This is a genomic window from Kineosporia rhizophila (assembly GCF_021277265.1).
GTDB lineage: Bacteria > Actinomycetota > Actinomycetes > Actinomycetales > Kineosporiaceae > Kineosporia > Kineosporia rhizophila.
Genome location: NZ_JAJSOH010000032.1, coordinates 13515 through 33124, shown reverse-complemented (window position 1 = coordinate 33124; position 19610 = coordinate 13515). Strand labels below are relative to the sequence as shown.

Here is a 19610-nt window from a genome sequence, read left to right as displayed (position 1 = left end):
CTGTTGGTGGGACGGCTCACGGACCGGGGGCGTTCACCCCGGTGCGAAGGGATCTGAGAAGGGGTGAACGCAGGGGCCTGAGAAGGGGTGCGCAGGCGGCAGTGGGCGCCCTCTCTCGCTCGTTTCATCACCACGGCTGCCCGTCGTGCGATGCCTGCGGCGACCTTATGGAGGGGCCGGGCGAGGACTGGGGCGCCGGCGCGGTGGCGGCGACGTGCTGGCGCCATCTCATCCGGGCGCCGGGGGCGATCTGGCCCAGCGGGACGGTGCTCATGGTGAACGGTTGCGCCACCCGGTTGCCGGCCAGGACCCGCACGGCCGCGGTGTAGGCCGACAGCCGGGACAGGTCCCGTTCGCTCAGGTAGGGCTCGGTGTGCTGGGCCATCTGGCGGGCGTCACGGGGCGAGGCGGTGAAGAAGACCTTGGTGCGGGCGTTCGCGGCCAGGGCCTGCTGGCCGGCGGTGTCGAACTGGTCGAGGTTCTGGTGGGCCAGGACCATCGACAGGTGGAAGGCCCGCGCCTGCGGCAGCATGTCCTCCAGGCTGGTGTCCAGGTTCAGCATGGTGTGGGCCTCGTCGACGTACAGGGCCGCGTCGCGGCGCTGCGACTCCGGCAGGGCGGCCCGGGCCGTGGCCGCCTGCCAGACCAGCGACACGATCAGGGATCCCACCAGGCGTGAGGTCTCCGAGCCCATCTCCCCCGAGGGCAGGCGGCAGATGAGGATGCCGCCGTCCAGGACCTGGGCCATGTCGAAGGTCGAGGTGTCCCCGGCGAAGGTGTGGGTGGCGAAGGGCCGCATGAGCACCTGCCGCAGCCGGGCCCGCGCCGAGCCGGTGTGCTGCTCCACCGCCCCGGACAGCATCCACGTCTCGAAGCGGTTCCAGAAGTCCTGCAGGCCGGGGTTGCCGGCGACGTTGGCCGTCAGTTCCCGGCGCAGGGCCGTGTCGGTGAGCAGGCGGGGAATGACGTCCAGCCGGTTACGGTCCGAGCGCATCAGGGTCAGGCAGCAGGCGCGCAGGGTCTCGTCCATCCGGGGCCCCCAGTAGTCGCGGAAGATGTTGCGGAAGATGCTGACCACCGTGTCGACGGCCACCTCCGGGTTGTGCCGGCCAGCCTCCAGCGGGTTGAACCGGGCCGACCCGCCGCCGTGCTCCTGCTGGCCGGGGTCGATGAGCGTCAGCCGCGGCAGGGCGCCGGCGGGCAGCCGGTCCAGGATGTCCAGCGCCAGGTCGCCTTTGGGGTCGATGACGACCACGCCCCGCCCAGCGTGCACGTCGGCCAGGACCATCCGGGCGATCAGGGTGCTCTTGCCGACGCCGGTGGAGCCCACGACGTGCACGTGCTGGCGGGCATCGCTCACGCTCAGGCCCACCGCCTGATCGCCCAGGTTACTGCGGCCCAGGACTTTCACGTCCCGGCCACCGGAGAGCACCTCCGCGGGCGGCGGGACCATCCGTGCCCCGGCCCGCTCCAGCCCCAGCACGGCCAGGCCGGTGGGAACTGCCGCCAGACGGGCCAGTTCGGGCAGGCCCAGGACGAACGGCCGGCCCATGAAGCGCCGGTTCACGGCCTCGAGCGGCTCGTGCAGGTCCCGGCTGGCGAACTGGTTGGCGGCGTTGTGCACCCCCAGGGCGTCGGCCATCGCCCGGGCCTTCAGGCTCACCGACGCCTGCGCAGCAGGATCGACACCCGCACGGCGAGCCCCGCGAGCCGGCCACCAGGAGCGCCGGGCAGGGCCCGGAACCGGCTGCCCGCCGGCGTGACCTGCGCCGTCACGTGCACCAGTGACCTGGGCGGAGCCGCCTGCCCTCTCGTCCAGGGGGCTGGTGCGGCGCCGGCCAGGTGCGCGGGCCACGACGACGCGCACACTGACCTCCAGCCAGGGCCCGGTCGCAGCCTTCTCCACCGCGTCGCGCCGTTGCCGGGTCGCGACAGGATCCAGCACCGGCCCGGACGTCCTGCTCCCGTTGGGCCCGTAGAGCCCTGGCGAGCCGGAACCGGAACGACCAGAGGACGAGCGCGAGGAGACACTCCGTGCACCGCCAGAAGAGCCCGGGATGACCGCATCGAGGATCATCCACAGCACCGTGAACGCCGCCTCCGCAGCGACCATGAGGGCGCGTGCACTCCAGGTCAGTAGGGTCTCCAGCCCGCGCAGTCCCACGGAACCCGCCCCGAGTGCGTCACTCCTGCCCCCGGAAGCGCCCCGCCGCAGCCGGGACTCGGCCCGGTAACTGGCCAGCCGCACACAGAACTGCACGCACGACGTCTCGTTGCGCTGCAGGCGAGCGCCCTGCTCCAGCAGGGCCCGCATCGGATCGAGCGACGGGCCCTCCTGCACCGCGAACGGCATCCAGTCGGCCCGCCGCGCCTGCAACCACAGGCCCGCCTGCGCGAGCGTCCCCTCCCGGCCGCCGGAAGCACCAGCCTGCACGGCAATCGCCGGTCCGGCGTCACGGATACGGGTGTCGGCCCCGTCCCAGGCCGCCCTCAGGGCTGCCGCGAACGCCTGCGCGTCCAGCACTCCCGGCACCCAGACGACGATCTCCAGGCGCACCCCCACCCGCCGCAGCTCCATGCTGACGTGGGCGGGTCCCAGCCACGGCCGGCGGCGCGGCAGGTGCCTGAGCAGGGTGGCGGCCTGGCTCCACCACAGGTGCGCCCCGGCCGGATCCACCTCCAGCGGCAGGTACAGGACGATCTCCTTCGCTCCGTCCACCAGCCGACGGTGACGCCATGCGCGCCACCGGCGCAGCAGATTCAGCGACAGGGCCAGGAGGAGGGCGAGCAGGAGCCCGGTCAGCACCCCCAGCACGATGCTTCGGCCAGGATGCGCCTGAGCCCACAGCACGACGCCGCTGATGCTCTCGCGCCACTGGTCCAGGCGTTCACCGACCGGATCCGAGGGCCGGGGAACCTCAGCCGACGAGGTTGGGGCGAAACGCGTTTCTACGATCACGGTTCTCCTTCAGGTGGACTCGGTGCCCGGCGGGGCAGGTCGACAGGACCGTGCCGATGGGCTGGGTGAGGCGCTCTGCGAGCGCCGGTGGCCCGGTGGCCCGGGTCTCGGTGTCCGGTGTGTGGGTGATCCGCCATTGCTCGGCCGCCCCGGCCGCCCCCGGTGGATCCGGTGGATCCGGTGGATCCGGTAAGTCCCGTGGATTCGGCGGGTCCAGTGAATTCGGTGGGTCCCGTGGATCCGGTGGGTCTCTTGGCTCTCGTGGGTCCCGTGGATCCTGTGGGTCCCGTGGATCCTGTGGGTGGGGTCGCTGTTGGCCGGTGGATGTGTGGGTGGCGTTGGCCGGGGCGCTGCTGACACTGGTTGCCGTGTTGGCGCAGAGGGGTCTGGTGACCGTGGTGGGTCGCTGGTCTGTTGGGCTGTTGACCTGTCGGTCGGTTGCTCTGTTGGCCTGTTGCTCTGGCGCGTTCCTGCTCCGCTGTCTCGTTGACTTGTTGGTTTGTTGATGGCTCAGGACGTCAGGCCGGTGAAGCACGTCAGGCCGGCTCGTGTGGGTCGCGCGGTGGGGCGGCTGCGATCTGGTGTTCCAGCGTTGAGGCGACGATCTGGACCGGTACCCGCCCCTCGGCCAGCAGCAGTCCTTCCCCGCGCCGGGCCGTGGTCAGGAACCGGGCCTCGCCGGGGCTGAGGGCGCAGGCCCGCGTCAGGTCTCCGATGGCCTGCGGGGCCTGGTGCAGCAGCAGGACGCTGGCGGCGTTGGCCAGGATCACCTGCCCCAGTTCGCTGCCCAGCAGGTCGACCACGTCGGGGGTGATGAGGGTCAGCCCGGCCTGCCGTTTGCGGGAGGTCTTGGCCAGGCGGGCCAGGAAACGTGCCCCGGCCGGTTCGGACAGCAGCAGTGACGCCTCGTCGACCACCACGACCTGCCGCGGGCGAGCACCCGCCTGCGCCCCCGGTGCCCCCGGTCCCCCTGCCCTGCCGTCCGGGGATGGGCGCGCCTGCGCGGCCGCGGGCTCCTGTAGGTCCTCCCGACTCATGTCCCCGCTGCCGTGAGTGTTGTGCGATCGGTGACCACGGACGTCCGTAAGCCCTTGGTCTGTGGAGGCGCCAACGCGGCCCGGCGGGGTGCGGCGGTCCACCGAGCGCCAGATCGCATCGACGGCCAGGAGCATTCCGGCGGGGCGCAGTTCCTCGGCCAGCAGGCGGGTGGACCAGACGACCAGGTGCCCCTGGTCCGGGTCCAGACCTTGCTCGCGGTGCCGGTCAGGATGCGTGTCGATGTGCCCCCGCCGGGGTGCCACCGCCCCTGCGGTGGCGGGCATCTGGTGCCCGTTGCGGTCCGGGCCGGCGGTCTGCGGCGGTGCCCCTGCGGGGTCGTGGAACAGCCTGCTGAACGAACCGGTGACCCACGGCGCGAGGCGTGCCGCGAGCGTCGCCGCGGCGCCGGGCGTCCCCGGGACGCCCGTCCCGGGGGCGCTCACCGGGTACTGCGCCCCGCCGAGCTGCGCCCTGCCGAACTGTCCCTCTGCCGGCGTGCTCGGTGGTGCCCCTGCAGATCCGCTCGAGTGTGCCCCTGTCCGATGCCCCTGACGGTCGGAACCTGTGAGCTCGTCCGTCCCCGTGACCCCGCCCCTGGTGCCCTCCCCCTCGAACTCGTCGTCCCAGGCTCGGCCGGCCGGTGCCCCCACAGCCGCGCCCCACGGTGCCGTGCGGGGTGCCCCTGAAGATGTGCCCTCCCAGGGGCTCCACGGGGTGCCCTCCCAGGTGCCCACCGGGGTGTCATCCGGGATGCCTTCGGGGGCGCCTGCCGGGGGCCGCTGTGCAGGGGGCGCGTCGTCCGCAGTTCCCTCGGCCTGGTCCTGCAGGGCGGCGAGGAGGTCGCGCATCGTGGGGGCGGCCTGGTGCCAGGTGCGGGGGTCAGCGGTGATCCCCGCCCGGGCGTAGGCGCCCCGCACCGCCACGTCCAGGACAGCCCTCTCGTGCGGGGGCAGGGGCTCGCCGAGCAGGACGTCGACGAGGGTGTGCAGGAACAGGCAGCGGCGGGTGTAGGCGTCCGGGTCGCCCGCCGGCAGGGTCAGGGGGTTCAGGTGCACGCCGGGGGCGCCCAGTTCGATGACCGTCCCACCGACCCGCTCGGCCAGGTGCAGGTACTCACGTTCGGGGTCGATGACGGCGACCCGGGTGCCCCGGTACAGCTCGCGCAGGATCGACACCTTGACCGCGTACGACTTACCGGCACCCGAGCGGGCCAGGACGACCATGTTGTGGTTGTCCAGGCTCCAGCGGTCCAGGCCCACCACGGCGCCCGAGGCCAGGTTCAGCCCGACCAGGACGCCGCCGACACCGACATTGGGCACGTGCGGTTCCAGGGGCAACGGGCCGGGCAGGTCCGGGCTGGACAGCGGTGAGGCCGCGGCCAGGGCGTCGGTGTCCATGATCCGGCGGGTGCCGGCCTGGTTGAGCCCCAGCGGCAGGGTGCTCGTCCAGCCCTGCTGCTGGCGCCAGGTCATCACGTGGGTCCGCAGCAGCATGGCCGCCGCAGCCGCCTGCAGGTCCTCCACGTCCTCCTGCAGGGCCTCGCGGCTGCGGGCGTGGACCGTCAGCACCACCGAGGTGAAGAACAACCGCGACTCGCCCCGGGCCACCTTGTCGGCCAGGTCCTGCGCGTCCTGACTCGCGGCCTCGGTCAACGGGTCCTCCAGGGCGCCGCGCTCGGCCTGCAGGCGCCGGGTGGACTCCATCCGAACCCGCTGCCGCCGGATCCGGGCCGTGGCGGTGGCCGCCGGGATGGGATCGACGAACAGGCTGACGTCCACCACGCCCGGCCACGAGGTCAGGGGCCGCAGCCAGGCCATCGACACCTCGGCCGGGAACCCGTCGACCATCAGGCTCGCCGACCAGCCACCGCCTACCCGCAGGTGGTCCGGGGCCACGTCGATCAGCCCGTCCCGCAGGACGTCGGCGGGCGGTTCGTTCGCGAGTGGTGCGGACGGCCCGGGATGTTCGCCGCGCACCACCGGGTCCCCGGCGTGGAGCGCTGCGTGCGGGACGCTGGGATAGCGGATAGGCGCCGGGGTAGGTGGCGTGCTGCTCTGCCGTCTCATCGCCGCGAGCCCCGTCCGTGGTGGGCCATGCCAGGGTGGGGCTGGTGGGCCGATAGCTGTGTGCTGTGCTGGTCGCCGGGCCCGTGACGATGGACGGGTGCCTCCAGGCCGTTGAGGTCACCGGGCTGGTGTGGTCGATCCGGTACGTCCGCGGGCCTGGCCCCTGGTCCCTGTTCCGGCCGGTGGAACTTCTCTTCATCGGTGAGGTGGCCGAAGGCGCTGAATCCGCGCGCCGGGCCGGGGTCGGCGGCCGGTGGTTGCGGTGCGTTCTCGTCGTCGAACGGGGCCGTGGCGAAGGGATCCCAGACCGAGTCCAGGACGTCCAGGACCTCCTCGGCGTCCAGCACCTTGGCCCGCGCGCCTAGGGCCTGCAAGTGCTCGACGGTGCGACTGGCGTTGGCGAGGGCCTGCGAGGACGCGGCCGCCGTGGCACGGGTTCCCGGGCCGGCGTGCCGGGCGGTGTGCGTGTCACCCCGCCCGGGCATCAGGGCCCGCAGACGCTCCAGAGGGTTGCGTACGGAGAAGGGCGTGAACGTGTTGCCCGCACAGGCGATGAGGACACGCCGGCGCAGCGGCTGCTCGTACTCGTTGATGTCGAGCAGGAACTCGGCGTGATCCAGCGCGGCACGGGCCAGTTCGGGATGGGGCAGGTCGCCGGCCCGGGCCGCCAGGTCCAGCGCCGTCCCGGTCAGGTCGGTGGGCCTGCTCTGCAGGAGAATCTGCACCGGCCCCGACAGCGAGTTCAGCCACTGGGCGCTGCCGTCGGCCAGGACGGCGTCCTCGGCGTTGGTACTCAGGATCGTCGCCAGGGTGGTGCTGCCCACGAGCGCGACGCAGCGCCCGTCGTCCAGGACGATCACCCCGCGCTCGTCGACCTGGTGGACCGGGTCCGGCAGCAGGAAAACTGTTTCCGGATGAACTTCTTCGAGTTCCGGGCCGAAGACGTCCGCTCCGGCAGGGTCGGCGTCCCACTGTTCACGCCCGTTCAGGTACTTGCGCCGGATCCGGTAGCGCAGGCACGCCAGCACCCAGGCGTCCAGGCTCAGCCCGTCGCGGGTGCCCACCACCGCGGACAGGGCCAGGGCGCCCACCATGACGCTCAGGCCCAGCAGGAACTGCCAGGGCGCTCGCTGGCCTAGGTGCTGCCACGCCAGCAGCACCGGCAGGCCGGCCAGGGACAGCACGAGTAACTGCCGGACGGTGAGCCCGGCCAGGATGCGGTCGGGAGCGTCGAGATCGGCGGGGATACGGGCGCGGACGGGTTGTTCGTCGCGGAAGTCGTCGTGGGCCAAGGGATCCTCTCCTCACAGTGTTGTCTCCTCCGGACGGCCGCAACCGTTGGAGGAGTGGCGGGCCCGTGCGTCCGTGGTGGTGTCGTACGAGCGCACGGTTCCGCCTGACCAGGGGGTTTGAGATCGGAAGGCGTTCGAGGGTGCGGTGACCCGGCCCAGCCTTCGGTTGAAGGGCTGGATTCAGCTGTTCGGGCCGCCGCTTTCGCGGCGCCGGCGCCGCCGGGGGATCTGACCTTTCTGCGGCTGACGTTGCGTACCGGAGGCGCTGCCGCGGGCCCGGCGGTCACCGCGCGGCTTGCCGAAACCGAACCTGCGCCAGCGTGAGGGCTCACCGGTGCCGTTCGCGGCGCCCGGATCGCGCTGCGCATCGCGCCATGCCTGCAGGGACTGTGAGGTGAGCGGTGGGCGCTGTTTGCCCTGCTTGGCGCGACGCTGCTCCTGTGCCTTACGGCGGCCGGTCTCGATGTTGCGCACGTAGTTGCGGCGCTTGGTGGCCGCCTTCCGCTGGCGTGCCCGGCGCGCGATCTGCGCCTCAACGGTGACCGGGCGACGGCGCCTGCCCCTGCCGGTGCGCCTGGCCGCACCAGCTGCCTCGGCGCCAGGAGGGCCGTTGAGCGTGGCCACCACGGTCTCGCCGGAACCCCCGGATCGGCCACCGCGCCGGATGTTCGGCCGGGACGGCGTCCGTCTGCTCGATCCGAAAGCAAGACCGCCGCGTGTGGGGGAACCGCTCGGAGAGCGCACACCGTCAGGTGCGCTGCGCGCCCGCATGCCGAAACGTCGCCAGCCCGCCACGCGGCGTCCCATCGCCCAGTCCGCGCCACCCAGCCCGAGCCTCCGGGCGACCAGGGCAGCTCCGGCGGTGGCGACGTGACGGGCCGCCACCACTCGCACCATCGCCCCGAGGAAGCCGAATCCGCCGCCACCACCGCCGGATGGGCCGGGCAGGGCCCGATTCACGACGCCCGGGACACGGAGCACCAGGATCAGCAGGCACACGGTCAGCAGCAGGTCGATGAGCATGTCGTCCTGGTCAAAAGCTTTGAGCTCCGGCGCCTGCGGGCCCGGGTCCAGGAACAGCTGGATGCCCAGGTGCATGGTCAGGGCCTGGCCCAGCACCGTCAGCATCACGGCGCTGATGTTGCGCCACCAGGCCTGGGCGATGGGATCCAGCCAGGGCACGGCATGGCAGGCCAGCGCGAGCGGCCCCAGTCCGGCGGCCACCGACAGGCTGGCGAAGCGGATCAGCCACGTCACCACCAGCCACAGCAGCAGGAACAGGATCAGCCCGTACAGCAGGCTGCTCAGCAGGATGTTGACCGGCGCGAGACTGCTCACGGACGACTCGCTCGTGCCCAGATCCCCCAGCGCATCCATCCCACCGGGTGCCAGTGCCTCGATGAGCGTGTTGGTGATCCGGGTGAACTGGCGCAGGATCCACGCGGACTCGTGAGCGGCCACGAACCCCAGCACCATCCGCTGGATGACGTCCTTGGCCGAGAACGTCCCCGACAGCCCGCCGACCCCCATCGCCAACAGCACGGCGATGAGCGCCAGGACGATGTAGCCGGCCTGCACCATCTGCAGGGACCGGTACGACAGGTCGATGACCGGCTGCTGCCCGGTCACCTCCGGCACCCGCAGGATCAGGCTCTTGGCCCACAGCAGCACGACGTACAGCGGCGCGGTGATCCGGTCCATCAGGAAGTCGAACAGCTCCTGGAAGAAGAAGTTCGGCACCGCCGCTACCCCACCCCGAGGATCGACTGCACGACCGTCAGGATCTGCGGGGCCAGCAGAGCCAGCGCGTAGCCGGCCACCGCGGCCCCGGCGAAACTCTTGGCCCGGTCCACCGACTGCGGATCGCGGGCCATCAGATAGAACAGCCCGGCCAGCGTCAGCGTGCACGTGGCCACCACTACGACGATCCCCCGCAGCCACTCGGTGGCGTTGTTGATGACGACCGGCAGCTCGGCGGTCTCACCCGGATCCTCGGGCTCCGGAAGGACCTGCTCTGACCTCGACGTCCGGGCTGCGGCCACCGCGACGACCGCCTGCCGCCCGGCCGACGGTGGGGCGCTCACCCGAGGCAGGGCAACCAGCTGACCGCCCATCGCCCGGACATCCGCCGGGCCAGTCCCGTTGCCTGTCGTGGCAATTCCTGACGCCTGCCGCGCCGACACGGCAGCGGACGCGCGGTCTGCGCCGATGACCAGGAACAGGGCGTAGGCCAGCAGGGCCACGCCCAGTGCAGCCACCAACCGGATCGTGCGCCGCCGGCTCCATCGGCGACTCTGCCGTTCAGGCGCGACCCCGCCTCCCTCTGTCCACCACCCGAACCGGCGTGCAACCGGGCCGTCGTCACCCACAGGCCGCCGGTCCACTCCCCCGCGGCGCGCCTGCTCCAGACGCAGCCGCCAGTGCTCCTGGACGTTCCACAGGGCGATACGCCAGTCCCACAGCACGTCCAGCATGCGCCTGCGCCGGTCCACCAGGACGGGCGCAACTGGCCGCGCACCGTTGCGGCGGGAGCCGGCGACTTTCGCCCTCGAGCGGCGCTTACTGCTGGAGAGGCTGCGCGCTGAGAGGCCGCCGGTCACGTGCACCGGCCCGGGGCGGCACGTACAGACCTGAGCAGATCGCGCACGTGAGCGCCAGACACGTCTGTGCGTCTGCGGATTCAGGCGGATATCGCACCTCTGCCGTACCAGGGCTGAGCTGTGACGAGCGCCCAGCGCAAGCAGACAGGCGCCGCAGTCGTGACTGTGGACATGGCGTGAAGTAGGAGAAGGGTCGGGCTGATCCGGATCATTCGGCATGGGGCTCCTCCGGTTCCGGCCGTGGGCCACGGTGAAGGCCACGGACAGACCAGGTCGAGGCCCGGCCGCCTCTTCTCCACGGTCGCGGAGAAGAGGCCTCGGCCAGGCAGGACATCAGGACGGTTGCGACGGTCCCGCGCCCCGCCCAGACACCTGGACGCGCGCGAGACCCCAGAAGCCGCCTCATCAGGCGGGGGTGACCCGGCGTGAACCGGGAACGTCCCTGAGATGCGGCAGCTTCACCCTGCAATGCCCACGTGTTGCCCAGCCCACCGCCAGCGCACGAAAACCCCTGGTCACCAGACCAACCGGGGAGAATCTCGAGGATCCACAGAGGGCTCGTTGGGCCTGTTGCCCCGTTGGGCCCTTGGGCCCGGTTGGCCAGTTGGCCCCGCTGGCGGGATGGCTTGTTGGTCCCGTTGACGCGGTTGACGGCGTTACGGCGTCGCGTCAGCCGACACTCCACCAGCTCAGATATTGCCCTCTCGGATCGCCGCCACCAGATCTGCTTCGGCACGGCGTCTCTGGACCGAGGCCGTCCGAAACCCCTTGCCTTGCCGAACGGCCTCGGCCGCGAGCGGGTGCCGTTCGAGGCGAGTGCGCGCGATCAGCTCACTTTCCTCCGGCCCGAGCACGCCGGCCCTGACCGCACGCCACAGCACCACCTCCGGATGCCCGGCATCGTGAAGACCGAGAGCCGGTTCATCCGGCCGGTCCACCCCGTGCGCGATCTCGGTGCCGGCCTGGCGCAGAACCCGCCGAGCTCGGCGAACCCCCGCATCGATCAGTCGCCCGCAGACCCGCCGCTGGGTGGTGTCGTCGACGTCCAGCGTCCCAACGCGCTCCAGGAAGCCGAGGATCAGCTCGGCTTCGACGTCGTCTCGTCCCAACCCCTGTCCGTGGCGGCCGCTGGACAGTTCACAGGCCTGACGGGCCAGGCCCGGCACCGCTAACGCCAGGCACACCTGCTTCCAGTCCACGCCGCAGCCCGTCGTGGCCCCACGTGCCAGACGAACCAGGCACCGCCACACCTCATCGCGGACCTCCAATGACAAGGCATCCGCAAGGAGCATGGCGCGCAGCTGAGACACCGTCATCGGCTCGGGGGCCTCACCCCAGATAGACACTGAGGTCTTCAGTGGAACGGCCGTCCAGGCGCTCGCCGCAATACGGAGGTTGTCGGTGTTCCGTTCGACGACCGCAAGGGGCGCTCTGCTCCAGCCTGCTCGCTCGTTCGTCTCTACTGTTCGTTGCTCCGGCTGGGGAAGCGATGAGATGGACGCGGCCAAGCTGCACCTCCAGGTCTCGGTGGACGCGCCGGTTTTCCGGCAGCCTGACCATCCGGCCACCGTCCGGCCTCGTTGACCACGTCCACGGCACCAACCGGCGTCACGCGACCAACCGCACCCACCAAGTTGCTCGTCCACTGCGCCTGTCGGAAGCCGAAGCCAGGTGATCAAACTTCGGATGCGCCCCGCTTGGCCTCGGCGCCCCAGGGGGAGAGCAAGCAAAGCCCGGCGAGCCTGGCACATCAGGTAGACGGGTCCGCGCCTCGAGCTCACGAGGGATCTGACGAATCTCTGCCCTGGCCACTGTTTGAGGACGCCGGTGGTCACCTGCGATCGTGAGGTGACCACCGGCGTCCTGCGTCCACGGAGCCGGGAATCCGGGACGGCCCGAACCCCCTTGCCGGCCGGGCAACCACCGGTGCGATTCGCCGGCCGACGAGGGTACTCAACCGGCCCTCTAAGCTGACCGCCGTGCCGGACGAAACCCCACCAACGCCTCGAAATTTCTGGTCCGGAGCGATCCTGTTGACCTTTGCGGTCACCCTCGCCGTGCTGTTGCATCCACCCGGCCTCCCAGGGTCGTGGGGGTCAGTGGCACCGGTGGGCCTGCTGAGCTCGAGCGGGCTACTGCCGCCGGTGCTCCTGCTCATGCCGGTCCTCTTCGTGGCGCTGGTCGCTGGCCTCGGCTATGCCCTGATCGCCCCGCACCCCCCGCGCGCGACGGGTGCCACCTTCACCGCTGGACAGGTCATCCTGGGGGCCGCCATCGGCAGCCGGCTCGACCTGGGCTCGATCAGCTCGCTGCAGACCGACTGGTCCGCCGTGCTGGTGTCCAGTTCGGCCATCGTGGCGCTGTGCGTGGGCGCCGGGTACGTGCTCTGCCTGAAAAACGGGATCTCCACCGCCACGGCAGTCTTCGCCATGCTCGGCGGGGCGCCGAGCCTGACGGCTACCGCGCGCACGCTCGGCGCCGACGATCGCGTGGTGACGGCCGCACAGTACCTGCGCGTGCTGATCATCGTCGCCGCCATGCCGTTCGTACTCAACGAACTGCTCAAGAACGACCCAGGGTCGTACGGGGCCGGGATCATCCTCTGGGTCGACGAAATGCCCACCCCCACCGAGACACTGCTCGGCACAATCCTCCACGCCGCGCCCGGTCTCCTTCTCGTCGCCCTCGCCTTCCTCATCGGCGTGCCCCTGGCCCGCCGGGTGCCCCTACCCGCCGGCGCCCTGATCTTTCCGCTGATCGTCACCGGGCTGCTGACCGGCACCGGTCTCCTCGACGCGAGCGTCCCGAACACGCTCGCGAGTGTGGGCTCTGCGCTGATCGGGCTGCAGGTCGGCCTGCGCTGCACCCGGGAGAATCTGCGGACCCTGGGCAGCCTGCTGCCCCTGGCCACCCTCACGATCGCCGGGCTGATAGCCCTCAGTGCAGGTCTCGGCTTCGTCCTGGCCCGGGTCACCGGACACACCCTGACCGACGGCTACCTGGCCACCAGCCCCGGCGGGCTCTACCCGGTCCTGGCCGCAGCCGTCAGCAACGACTCCGACGTCACCTTCGTGCTGAGCGTCCAGATCGCACGGCACACCCTCATCCTGCTCAGTGTCCCCCTCCTGACCCAGCTGATTTCCCGCCGCGCGAGCCAGCCAGCCGGGTAAGGCGTCAGACGTCGCCTGAGACCACCATCCTCGCCTAGCGGGATATGACCTCCGGTATCTGCTGTCACTGCTGAAGGTGATGGTGCTGCCAGCGAGCAGCGCAGACCTGGGCTGGGCTGGGCTGGGCTGCGGCGTCGATGAGGAGTCGAGTGTCGTCGTGGTGTCGCCGGACAAACCGCAAACCGACTGCGATCACGTCGCGGCGAACTCCTCAGGACCGACCGGTTCAGCGATGTCCGCGAGGGTCCATGGCGTCAGGCTGGAGCTCTGCTGCAGAGCGTCGGCGACGCGCTCCAGCAGAGCATCGTCGTCGAGGCGGCGAGGTCTCAGGGACTGTGGACAGTTATTTGAAGACTGTCCTTCACGCAGCTTTTCAGCGGCGAGGGAGCCGTCCCGGCCCCCTTGAGCATTACGGGGTTCAGGCTGCCGCTGGTTCGGCGGTTTGAAGCGGGTTTCTTCGTCGTAGCCGGGGCTTGGGCCTGGTCAGCGGTGGGCTGCCGGCTGCCGCCCATGCCTTCTCCGCGGCCATTCCACGGGCACGGATGTTACGGGCGGCATTGGTGTCGGCGTGCTCGTACCAGCCACAGGCGCCGCAGTAGTACGTCTGCCGGTTGACCCGTGAGGCAGCGTCGATGACGCCGCAGGCCGAGCATTGCTGGGAGGTGTGTGCGGGGTTGACCAGCCAGACGCGGTGTCCCAGCCCGGCGCTTTCAGCCTTGACTGTGATCCATCTGGCCAGCCTTCCTGGCGCAGCCTCGGCCAGGGCCCGGTTCAGCCCCGTTTTCGCCGCGACGTTCTTTCCTGGTTCCTGGATCGTTCCCTTCACCGATCTGGTCATGCCCTGCAGGTTGAGGTCTTCCAGTACCAGGACCTCATGCTGGGCGACGAGGGCTTTCGCGGTGTGCCGGGCCCAGTTCTCCTCGATGTTCGACTGCCGCCGGTGCAGCCGCCGGATCCGACGCGAGAGCTGACGCCAGGCCCGGCCGTACTTCTTTCGCGAGGAGCGCTGGCGCTGGAGTTCCTCGATCTGCGAGCCGAGTGCGGCCAGGTTCGTCATGAGGTCGTCAGTGTGATGCAGAAGCTGGCCCTGATCGTCGGTGTAGCTGTCGGCGGCCGCGGTGGCCAGGAGCACGGCGACGCCCCGGTCGATGCCCACCACCGAGCCGGCCGTGGGAGCCATGCGCGGCGTCTCGACGGCGAGGTTCTTGAAACCGATGCTCGCGCGCCAGGCCGTGCCTTCCCGGTTGATGCGGGTCAGCGTCAGTGTCGTCGGGACACCACCTCGGGTGGCATACCTTTTCAGTTGGCGGATGGCGGACTTCGACAGGGGGATCGACCCGATGCCCTGGACATACAGGTGAGGCCGAAACGTCCGGGCAGCAGCCTTGTTCCCTGGACGCGTGGGCGCGTCCAGGTGCAGGCGCCAGCCAGTGGTTTCGTCGTAGCCGATCGTGTCCCACCGGGTGAAACTCTTGAACCGCGGATACCCCGGCGTCTCACCCGCCACGACCCGACGAAAGAACCCTCCGAACGCCTCGTCCAAGCGGCGCAGTGCCCACCGCAGCGGTGAGATCCCCCAGACGAGCACATCGTCCCGTGCACCGCGCAGATCCTTGATCTGGTTGAACTGGTCGAACAACGCGATCCGGGTCTGCGACGAATGCCGGTAAGCATCCCGCCGCTCCTGCAGGCCGGCGTTGTAAACATCTCGAGTGGCATCCAGAAGTGCCAGCAGCGAACGCTTCTGACGGGCACCGGCGGGCTTGAACGCGATCTGCGCTTTGCGGAAGACGGTCTCGTCGCGGCCGTCAACCACGAGCTTGCCACCGGCCCGGCCACTGCCGAACCGGGGCGCCTTGGCCACCGACGAGATCATGCGACCTACTGTGCCAGACCCCACCGACAAAACCGGAAACACCAGACCAGACCGCAGGTAACCCTCACCAGATGGGGCCGAGACCCCCGGCCCGCCCTCACACCAGGCGCAACATCCACCCGACCGCGGCGACCTGCATCCACGCCGTCGCCGAAGCTGTCGTCGCCTCGAACGAACGCCCCAGCCGCCTCCACCGGCCCAGCTCCGAGAAGGCCGCCTCGACCTTCCACAACGGCCGCAGCGGCCGGAACTCACCCTTGGGCCGATCTGGATCGTGCTTGATCACCGTCTGCACCCCGTAAGCTCGTTCCAGTGGACCGGACATCCTCCGAAAGCCAGCATCGCCCATCACCGTGCTAACCCGCTCAGCGCTCGGGAGGACCTCGGCCAAAAGCTCCTGGGCAGCCCGCACGTCGTGCATCCGGGCTCCGGCCACCCGCACCGCTACCGGCAGGCCCAGGTAGTCGATCGCGATCGTGCGCTTGGCCCCGTTGAGCATGTACTTGCCATGACTCTCATGGAACGAGGCGCCTCGCTGGCCGCCTTTGGCCACCTGACAATCGACCATCAGCAGCGACGGCTCCTCCATCCGACCGGCAGCCACGCGCAGCTTGCGACGCAGTAGGTCCATGACGTCTTGCCAGGTGCCCCGATCCCGCCAGCGAGACCAGGTCCGCCAGATCGTGTTCCAGTTCCCGAACTCGACCGGCAGCATCCGCCACTGACACCCCGTCTTCGCCTGATACAGAATCGCATTCACCATCGCTCGGCGATCTACCCGAGGCGCCGGGCCACGGCTGCCGCCACACCCCAGCAACGGCTCCAGCAACTCCCACTGCTCATCCGAGAGATCAGTCGCGTAAACCATTCCTCACACATCGGCTGGAGAACCTCGGTCATGAGCAGAAACTGTCCACTGTCCCTAACGCTCACCCTGCCGCATGACCCGCGACCGTAACCACACCCACCAGCAGAACGAGTAGCCCGGGAACAGGTGCGCAGCGGCGGTTTGGGCAGCCAGGGCCAGTAGGCCTGCTCGTTCAGCACATGGTTACGCCGGTGTTCATCCTCAAAGCTGGCGGCGCCTGATCCGGGCTGGCGGGTACCAGCTGACCACATGGGTGCCTCCCGGCCCCATCCAGCGCACCTGCACCGCGGTCTTCGTCCAGGCAGTGGTCACGGCTTCTTTCCACTGCGGCTGCGCAGCGTCCGCCGGAGCGATGTTCGCCCAGCACGTCAGCTCTTCAGTCGGAATGATGATCACCTCGTGGTCCTTCGGCAGAGTCGTGCCGGACCATCCCTCAACGACGCCCATCGAACAACCGTACGAGGAACAGGTCAGGCGACATGCCGAACCCGCGAGTACGAATCGCCGTTCAGATCCGCCGAGCATGCGACTGGTCTCGAGCTCGGCGCCGAGAAACGCAGGCAGGATTCGCTGATGAGCAACAGCCGGGCCTCGAGCTGCGGACGTCAGCGTTGCGCGGCGATCCGGGCACGGGCATGAGCCAACCAGACCGGCGCCGTCGCAAGGGCATACCCGGATCCGCTCAGCACTCCGAAGATCAGGTGCGGGCGGCGCACCCCACGCCGCTGCAACGCTGCCGGCGCCCGCCTCTCCAGCGGCCACACCACCGCCGTCGCCACCAACGCCACCAGCCCGTACCGGCGCAACACCGTGATGTCCTCGGCACTCCACAGCTCGACATCGCTGTGCTCGTCATGCGGATCAGCACCGGGGTCAGGCTCTGCCGTTGCGGGGACCGGTCGCTGCCACGCCAAGTCCGCCACCCCCTGAGCCGCCGCCGCCACGGCCACCCCAGTCGTCAGCAAGACCCGTGCCCGGCGCCGTGCACGGGGCCGGTCGTCCAGTTCGCGCGCGGCGTACCACCCAGCAACCACGGCACCGTCCAACACGATCGACGAAGCCGCGAGCAGGTACGCAAACGTAGAACGACGCATCCCAGCACTATAGGGATGGTCCGGTCTGCTTCTTCGCGTGGTACTCAACGGCTGGACCGTCGCGGTCGACACGTCCGAGAGGTCGAGGCCGCCGGCCCACCGGTTCCCGCGCCGCACCATCGGCGTTGACCTCTTCTGGAACTGGCCAGCCCCCGGCCTGCGCCCACGCCAGCGCGAACGTCACCACCGCTGACTTCGGGCAGTTGATGGATCACATCTGCGGCTAGGATCTGGCGTCGCCATCGGGTCTGGGTGCACACGGTGGGACACTCGGACGCCGCCATGCCTTCAGGCGGCCCCAGACTCCAGACCTGACGCGGTTCTCAGCCTGCTCCTGCGGGCACGAACCACCCGTGAACCTCGTCTGGGTCCAGCGCATTGGCGTCGTAGCCACCGCGGCAGAAGCCACCGCGGCACGAACATACCGACATCATCGGCCGCGTTCTGGGCGTAGCTCCTGATCAAGACCCCGTGAATCACCGTGCGGTCGCGCAGGGCACGACGCAGCAGGCGGACCGAGTCGGCGTCGATCAACTCGTACAACCGACCGAAATGACCCAGCGACTGCAGCGCGCTCGCCCTGACTTGCGGGTGCCGTGAGCGCAGCCCGCGCTTCACCCGGGCGAGCACGGCATCTGCCGGTTCACAACAACCGAGGACCAGCGTCAGCAACGCGAGGCCAGCATCCGGTTCATCGTCGTCAAGCGCCGCATCGGCCTGACTGAGGCAGTCACAGGAATGGGCACCAGCGTCGACGGTCACCTAATCACTGTCTCAAAAGTCCCCACCCTGGTCGCACCGCGTGTGACAACCGTTCCGGCGGCTGCGCCTGTCGACGGTCGCTGAATCCTGGCTCTGGCGCTAAGGACACAGCAGCTTTCACTGTCCTCGTCGGATGAACGCCTCCACTTCACCAGGGATCTTCACGGTGACCATCGTGGCTGTGACCCGGACATGGACGGACACGTATGCGCAACGTGTGGGACCTGACGGGTCGGCTGTCACAGCGCTAGCCAATCGCTGGTGACGCAGCCCTCGCTGTATTCCCAACTGCCGTCGCGTTCGCCTTCACGCAGTCTGTCGATGATCGCCCGCAGGTCGGCGTCGGGAGAGATGTCGAGGGCGACGAGATGGAAGGTGGGTGCGGCTCCCTCGCCGGAGACGCCGAGGGGGATGAACACGTCGAGCACGGCTTGCAGGTCACCGTTGAGAGGACCGTGGCGGAAAGGGATGACCTGCACGGCAAGGCGTCCACTGTGGGCGATCTTGCGGGTGGCCCAGAGGACACCGTCGCTGTCGGCGGCAGCTTCGACGACATCTGCGGCGGCGAGGTCAGGGACGAACCAGGGCGCGTTGTCGATACGAAAGCCGCTACCGCCCAGAGGCTCGGCCCACAGTCCCTCACTCTCGACGGGAGGCCAACCCTCATCCGGCTCGAGTTCGAACCGCACCTTCACGCGATTGGTCGTCACGTCCTCATGGTCCCAGGACGGCAGTCCAGCACCCAAGGACAGCGACCACGACGACCGCTGAGGTTTTCCCAGGGCGGTGGTGGACCGTCAGGACCCCGAGGCGAGGCGCTCAGCCAGCCCGCAAGCACGGCTCGCTCTCGCCTGCCCGAGGTCAAGCCCGAGCATCTGCCGGCCAGGACGTGGCCGGAGCGGTAGCGACGTCTGCTCGGCCAGTGAAGAAACAGGTGCTGCCCCGGGTGGCCTCCCGGGGCAGCACCTGAGCGAACGCCGGCTACTTCGAGATCGTGACCCAGTCGATCGACTCGGTGAAGCCCTTGGCCAGCGGCTGGCTGCCGGTGACCAGGCGTGGGCCGAGGATCAGGCTCATCGGATCGGTCGGGATGTACTGCTTGTCGGTGATCGTCTCGAGCAGCTTGCCGTCGAGGTAGAACTTCACCGCGTTCTTGTCGTACTCCAGCGTGGCCTCGTGATACTGCTCGTCGTAGAGGTTCACACCGGTGTCGACCCTGATGGACGTGGCTCTACCGCGCTTGGCGCTCTCGAACAGCAGCTGGGTGTTCGTGAAACTCTGGTTGGTGGTGTAGCCGAAGTTGATCTCATTGAACTCCTTCATGCCGGCCACGGGACCGTTGTCCCACAGCGCGACACCCCACCAGACACCCTTCTTGTCGTCCACCAGCTTCTTCGGCCGGTCGGTCAGGGAGAACCGCACGGTGAACTCACCCGAGGTGAACTTCTCCTTCTTGTACTTCGCCTTGGACCAGGAGCCGTACTGGTCCGGCTTGATCCCGGACTTCAGCCGGAAACGGGCCTTTTCACCCTCGATCACCGGGCAGTCGTACTCGCAGCTCCAGACGCTCCTGTCGAACGTCGTGAAGTCGTCCCGGAAGTCGGCGGTCGCCGATCCCTTGACCGGGGCCTTGACCGCCGGCTCGGTGGCCTGGGCCTGCACCGCGGTGATGGCTCCGGCGGCCACCAGAGCGGCCGCGACAGCACCGGAGATCCGCCATGTCCTGGCGTTCATTGACTCCCTTTCGAACCAGTAGCCGGCGAAACGTGTGTGCTCGCCGATCCTTACACCTCGGTTCTATCGGGACCTGCATCGCGGACAACTCAAGGGCATCGCAAGCTGTGGGCAAATCCGGCTTGAGCCTGACCTTTACGTGCCGAGGGAT

General features: G+C 69.6%; 14 protein-coding genes. 1 reads left to right on the top strand and 13 read right to left on the bottom strand.

Annotation, left to right across the window (positions count from 1 at the left end):
- Nucleotides 1-127 precede the first annotated feature (127 nt).
- From LWF15_RS37940 to LWF15_RS30585, 6 genes are all read right to left on the bottom strand, one after another.
- Nucleotides 128-2959: a type IV secretory system conjugative DNA transfer family protein gene (locus LWF15_RS37940; protein WP_232814454.1), complete on the bottom strand. Its 2832-nt coding sequence runs from the start codon at nt 2957-2959 to the stop codon at nt 128-130.
- Between the two features lie 536 nt (nt 2960-3495).
- The gene (locus LWF15_RS37020; protein ID WP_269811124.1) at nt 3496-6063 is read right to left on the bottom strand and encodes a VirB4 family type IV secretion system protein; all 2568 of its coding nucleotides are present in this window, start codon (nt 6061-6063) and stop codon (nt 3496-3498) included.
- Nucleotides 6060-7355, bottom strand: a complete 1296-nt coding sequence (locus LWF15_RS30600) for a PrgI family protein (RefSeq protein WP_232814453.1) — start codon at nt 7353-7355, stop codon at nt 6060-6062. The genes LWF15_RS37020 and LWF15_RS30600 overlap by 4 nt, the downstream gene beginning before the upstream one ends.
- 180 nt (nt 7356-7535) lie before the next feature.
- Nucleotides 7536-9095 carry a type IV secretion system protein gene (locus LWF15_RS30595; RefSeq protein WP_232814452.1) on the bottom strand — a complete coding sequence of 520 codons (1560 nt, stop codon included), beginning with the start codon at nt 9093-9095 and terminating at the stop codon, nt 7536-7538.
- 5 nt (nt 9096-9100) lie between these two features.
- Complete coding sequence (locus LWF15_RS30590; RefSeq protein WP_232814451.1) at nt 9101-9613, bottom strand: pilin; 513 nt, start codon at nt 9611-9613, stop codon at nt 9101-9103.
- Between the two features lie 1031 nt (nt 9614-10644).
- Nucleotides 10645-11463 (bottom strand): hypothetical protein, encoded by an 819-nt coding sequence (locus tag LWF15_RS30585; RefSeq protein WP_232814450.1) that lies wholly within the window; start codon nt 11461-11463, stop codon nt 10645-10647.
- Between the two features lie 600 nt (nt 11464-12063).
- On the opposite strand from LWF15_RS30585, the gene LWF15_RS30580 reads away from it, so the two are divergent.
- A complete protein-coding gene (locus LWF15_RS30580; protein WP_232814449.1) occupies nt 12064-13125 on the top strand; it encodes an AbrB family transcriptional regulator in 1062 nt (353 codons plus the stop codon).
- A gap of 418 nt (nt 13126-13543) precedes the next feature.
- Here LWF15_RS30580 and LWF15_RS30575 read toward each other — a convergent pair whose 3' ends face one another.
- From LWF15_RS30575 to LWF15_RS30545, 7 genes are all read right to left on the bottom strand, one after another.
- Nucleotides 13544-15001: an RNA-guided endonuclease InsQ/TnpB family protein gene (locus LWF15_RS30575; RefSeq protein ID WP_232814448.1), complete on the bottom strand. Its 1458-nt coding sequence runs from the start codon at nt 14999-15001 to the stop codon at nt 13544-13546.
- A gap of 97 nt (nt 15002-15098) precedes the next feature.
- Complete coding sequence (locus LWF15_RS30570) at nt 15099-15869, bottom strand: IS5 family transposase (RefSeq protein ID WP_232814447.1); 771 nt, start codon at nt 15867-15869, stop codon at nt 15099-15101.
- Between the two features lie 201 nt (nt 15870-16070).
- Nucleotides 16071-16316, bottom strand: coding sequence for a hypothetical protein (locus LWF15_RS30565; protein ID WP_232814446.1), 246 nt, complete (start codon nt 16314-16316; stop codon nt 16071-16073).
- Between the two features lie 158 nt (nt 16317-16474).
- Nucleotides 16475-16963 carry a hypothetical protein gene (locus LWF15_RS30560; RefSeq protein ID WP_232814445.1) on the bottom strand — a complete coding sequence of 163 codons (489 nt, stop codon included), beginning with the start codon at nt 16961-16963 and terminating at the stop codon, nt 16475-16477.
- 288 nt (nt 16964-17251) lie between these two features.
- Nucleotides 17252-17725, bottom strand: coding sequence for a hypothetical protein (locus LWF15_RS30555; protein ID WP_232814444.1), 474 nt, complete (start codon nt 17723-17725; stop codon nt 17252-17254).
- Between the two features lie 239 nt (nt 17726-17964).
- Nucleotides 17965-18435: a DUF4265 domain-containing protein gene (locus LWF15_RS30550; RefSeq protein WP_232814443.1), complete on the bottom strand. Its 471-nt coding sequence runs from the start codon at nt 18433-18435 to the stop codon at nt 17965-17967.
- 271 nt (nt 18436-18706) lie between these two features.
- Complete coding sequence (locus LWF15_RS30545) at nt 18707-19459, bottom strand: glycoside hydrolase family 16 protein (RefSeq protein ID WP_232814442.1); 753 nt, start codon at nt 19457-19459, stop codon at nt 18707-18709.
- Between the last annotated feature and the right edge of the window lie 151 nt (nt 19460-19610).